Consider the following 4,118-nt stretch of genomic DNA (forward strand, 5'->3'; position numbering starts at 1 on the left):
AATGCCAATATCGCTTCTTTATTAGATAAAGCGGAAGATCCTGAAAAAATGATCCGCCTAATGATCCAAGAAATGGAAGATATGTTAGTTGAGATCCGCACAACCTCTGCACGTACTTTAGCTGAAAAGAAAGGATTAGAACGCCGTATCGAACAAGCTGAAAAACAGATGAAAGATTGGCAGGATAAAGCAGAGTTGGCGCTTATCAAGGGAAAAGAAGATTTAGCTCGTGCAGCATTAATCGAAAAACAACGTGTAGCATCAGTTAATGACACCTTGAAACACGAACTGATTATTATTGATGAAACGTTAACTCGTTTAAAAGGCGAAATTAGCGAGTTAGAAAATAAGCTTACTGAAACACGCGCAAAACAGCAGTCTTTAGTTGTACGTCATCAAGCTGCAAACTCATCTCGTCAAGTTCGTCGTCAATTAGACAGTGGCAAAATGGATGCAGCAATGGCACGTTTTGAGCAGTTTGAACGCCGTATTGACCATATGGAAGGTGAAGCTCAAAGTTACGGGTTAGGTAAAGAGAAATCATTAGACCAACAGTTTGCTGAATTAAAAGCTGATGATGAAATTAGCGCGCAATTAGCGGCATTAAAAGCTAAAATCAATATCAATAAAGAGTAACAGCAAGCGTAATAACCATCTTATAAAGGATATGTAATGGGCTATATATTTCTGGGAATACCACTGACCATTTTTATTTTGTTTATTCTCCCTATCTGGCTGTGGCTGCATTACAACAGCCAGAAAGGCGGAGGTAATGTTCAGCTAACCCAACAAGAAATGCAGCGACTGAGCGCGCTGGTGGATAAGGCTCAGCAAATGCAGGAGCGCATTAAGACATTAGAACAAATACTTGATGCAGAACATCCTAACTGGAGGCAATCATAATGACGATGCAGAGCAAACAATTGTATCGCTTGCCACAAGAGGGCGTGATCCGTGGTGTATGCGCAGGCCTAGCCCATTATTTTAATATTCCTGTTTTACTTGTCAGGGTTATTGCGGTGATTGCGCTGTTTGCTGGCTTTTTTGGTTTAACGATTATTGCTTATCTTGTCTTAAGTTTCTTTATGGAGCCTGCTCCTGCTAATTACCTGCAAGGTGAAGATCAGCAAGAAAGCTTAAAAGAAATTTTAAGTGGGGTAGATAATCAATTGATGCAAGGCGAAAAACGGTTACAACAAATGGAGCGTTATATTACCTCTTCTAGTTATCAGTTAAATAAACGCTTTCGAGATTTGTAATATTTTCGCCATTTAATCTGATAAGACGCTCCATTTTAGGGGCGTCTTTCTTTCAGGCCGTTTATCTTTTTTCAATGCTTATATTGTAAGAGAGTAAAATTTCTGATTGAGGAGCGTATTGTGAATTCCAATCAAATATTCGTTTCTTTAAAAACAAATAAACTCGCCCAATTAGCCAAAAAAGGGTTAACATTTGGATTAATGTTATTCACTTTATTTGGACCAGCTGCAATCACAGGCGGTATATTAAAACGAGTAAGTAGCAAACCGTTACGTTGGCTGGTTCTATTGATAGCTGAGCCTATTATCAAAGCAGGCTTTAATAAGCTATCGCGTCAAGTGTCTTGGGAGAAACATGAAACGCCTACAAAATGAACTTACAGCTTTTATTAATCGCGGTGTTGATAGGCATCTTCGTTTGGCCGTAACTGGATTAAGCCGAAGTGGTAAAACCGCATTCATTACCTCTTTAGTTAATCAACTTATTAATGTGCACACTGGTGCGCGTTTACCGCTGTTTTCGGCTGCGCGAAATAAGCAACTACTCGGTGTAAAACGCATTCCTCAACACAATTTAAACATCCCTCGTTTTATGTATGATGAAGGAATGGAGTCACTTTATCATACTCCCCCAAGTTGGCCTGTTCCTACGAAAGGGGTCAGTGAAATTCGTTTACAACTGCGTTATCGATCTAATGAATCTTTAACGCGGTTTATAAAAGAAACATCTTCTCTTTATTTAGAAATTGTTGATTATCCTGGTGAATGGCTATTGGATTTACCCATGCTTGAGCAAGACTATTTTGAATGGTCAGAGCAAATGAATAAGGTCAATCGACAAAGAACGTCACCAGAACAACATTGGCTATCACTTCTTAATAAATGTGATCCTTTTGCGCCAGCGGATGAAACCTTATTAGCTGATATTGCCTCCGCTTACACTGACTATTTATTAGCATGTAAAAAAGAAGGACTTCATTTTATTCAACCAGGGCGTTTTTGTATTACCTGGTGAATTAGCGGGAGCACCCGTTTTACAGTTTTTCCCATGGGCTGATTTACAAAAATACGATATTGCTAAATTAAAGAACGCAGATAAACGTACTAATATTGGTATGCTAAAACAGCGCTATGAATATTATGGGCAGCATGTTGTAAAAGGGTTTTATCGTGATCATTTCCAAGGATTTGATAGACAAATTGTTTTGGTTGATTGCCTACAACCTCTAAATCAAGGTGCTGATGTTTTTAATGATATGCGCCAAGCATTAACACAATTAATGCGCAGCTTTCATTATGGAAAAAGAACTTTATTGAGACGTTTATTTTCTCCTTGTATCGATAAACTTCTCTTTGCAGCGACAAAAGCTGACCATATCACGGTTGATCAACATGAAAATTTAGTCTCATTGCTTCAACAGCTTATTCAAGATGCTAAACAAAATGCTATTTTTGAAGGGATCAGTATTGATTGCATGGGACTCGCGTCTATCGCAGCAACTGAAAGTGGAATTGTTGATCATCATGGCGAAAAAAATACCCGCCTTAAAAGGTTTTCGTTTAAGCGATAATACACCATTAGTGTATTTCCCTGGCGAGGTTCCTAAGCGATTACCTGAAAAATCATTTTGGGAAAAACAGGGGTTTAGCTTCGAATCTTTTAGGCCTCAGCATATATCAAGGGATAGTGCAGTTCCTCATATTCGTATGGATAGTGCAATGGAATTCTTGTTAGGGGATAAATTAAAATGAATGAGCCATTAAAATCGCGAATTGATTTTAAAGAGCCCATACTTCAAGAAGAAGTTACTTTGAAAAAAGGTGTTGGCTTTAATGAAAATGAGCAATTTTTGCCGGTTGATCCACAATTGGATGAAGAAAATGAAGGACAATTAGAAAGTGATGTTCAATCAATTTTAAAACCGAAAAAAAGTGTTTGGAAACGTTTATTAACAATTGCGAGTACCATTTTAGGGGTTAGTGTTATTGCCCAAACGGGGCAATGGATTTATGACTCATGGATAAATGCTGACTGGATTGCATTGGGTGCAGCCAGTGCAGGTGGGTTAATTGTTGTTGCTGGTATTGGATCTGTTATAACTGAGTGGCGCCGTATTTATCATCTACGTCAACGCGCAGATGAAAGAGATAAAGCAAAAGAATTACTTTATAGCCATGCGATGGGAAATGGTCGGCCATTTTGTGAAAAACTGGCTAAACAAGCGGGTATTAGCTCACAGCATCCCGCATTAATTCGTTGGCAAAGTGCGTTACATGACACACATAATGACAAAGAAGTATTAACGCTTTATAGCCAACTTGTTCAACCTATTTTAGATAAACAAGCCAGAGCTGAAATTAGTCGTTCTGCTGCGGAGTCAACTTTAATGATCGCTGTCAGTCCGCTAGCTATGGTTGATATGGCCTTTATTGGTTGGCGTAATATTCGTTTAATTAATCGTATTGCAGAAATTTACGGTATCGAATTAGGCTACTATAGTCGTTTAAAACTATTTCGTCTTGTTTTGGTCAATATTGCATTTGCTGGTGCGACGGAACTGGTGAGAGAAGTTGGAATGGACTGGATTTCACAAGATCTTGCTGCACGGTTATCAACAAGAGCGGCTCAAGGTATTGGCGCTGGTTTATTAACGGCACGCTTAGGAATAAAAGCAATGGAATTATGCCGTCCTTTACCATGGATTGATGATAATAAACCTAAACTAGGCGACTTTAGAAAAGAGTTAATCGGAAAATTAAAGAATACTATTAGTAGTAAAGAAGAAAGAATAAATTATTATATTCATCTTTTAATTGTTTTCAAATAAGAACCGTAGAAACCATTCTGCGGTTTTTTTG

Annotated in this window: 5 protein-coding genes and 1 pseudogene; all 6 read left to right on the forward strand. The window is 38.3% G+C overall.

The annotated features are described in order from the left end of the window. On the forward strand, positions 1-636 hold a 636-nt coding region (gene pspA, locus BHE89_RS11255), incomplete at its 5' end, for a phage shock protein PspA (RefSeq protein WP_128860485.1). 36 nt (positions 637-672) lie between these two features. Further along, entirely contained in the window at positions 673-903 is a 231-nt protein-coding gene (pspB, locus tag BHE89_RS11260) for an envelope stress response membrane protein PspB (protein ID WP_069369279.1), read from the forward strand. Further along, complete coding sequence (gene pspC / locus BHE89_RS11265; RefSeq protein ID WP_069369278.1) at positions 903-1,259, forward strand: envelope stress response membrane protein PspC; 357 nt, start codon at positions 903-905, stop codon at positions 1,257-1,259. The genes pspB and pspC overlap by 1 nt, the downstream gene beginning before the upstream one ends. Before the next feature lie 120 nt (positions 1,260-1,379). Then, entirely contained in the window at positions 1,380-1,634 is a 255-nt protein-coding gene (locus BHE89_RS11270) for a peptide permease (RefSeq protein WP_248620617.1), read from the forward strand. Next, a pseudogene (locus BHE89_RS11275) lies at positions 1,615-3,011 on the forward strand (YcjX family GTP-binding protein). The gene BHE89_RS11270 and the pseudogene BHE89_RS11275 overlap by 20 nt, the downstream one beginning before the upstream one ends. Further along, a complete protein-coding gene (locus BHE89_RS11280) occupies positions 3,008-4,087 on the forward strand; it encodes a YcjF family protein (protein WP_128860486.1) in 1,080 nt (359 codons plus the stop codon). Before BHE89_RS11275 ends, BHE89_RS11280 begins: the two are co-directional and overlap by 4 nt. The last annotated feature ends 31 nt before the right edge of the window (positions 4,088-4,118 follow it).

This window comes from Shigella sp. FC1967 (genome assembly GCF_001743005.1).
In the GTDB taxonomy this organism is placed as follows: domain Bacteria; phylum Pseudomonadota; class Gammaproteobacteria; order Enterobacterales; family Enterobacteriaceae; genus Proteus.

Excerpts from the sequence above, each read along its gene's own strand:
- pspC (WP_069369278.1), top strand. The coding sequence starts at position 903 with ATGACGATGCAGAGCAAACAATTGTATCGCTTGCCACAAGAGGGCGTG.
- BHE89_RS11280 (WP_128860486.1), top strand. The coding sequence starts at position 3,008 with ATGAATGAGCCATTAAAATCGCGAATTGATTTTAAAGAGCCCATACTT.
- pspB (WP_069369279.1), top strand. The coding sequence starts at position 673 with ATGGGCTATATATTTCTGGGAATACCACTGACCATTTTTATTTTGTTT.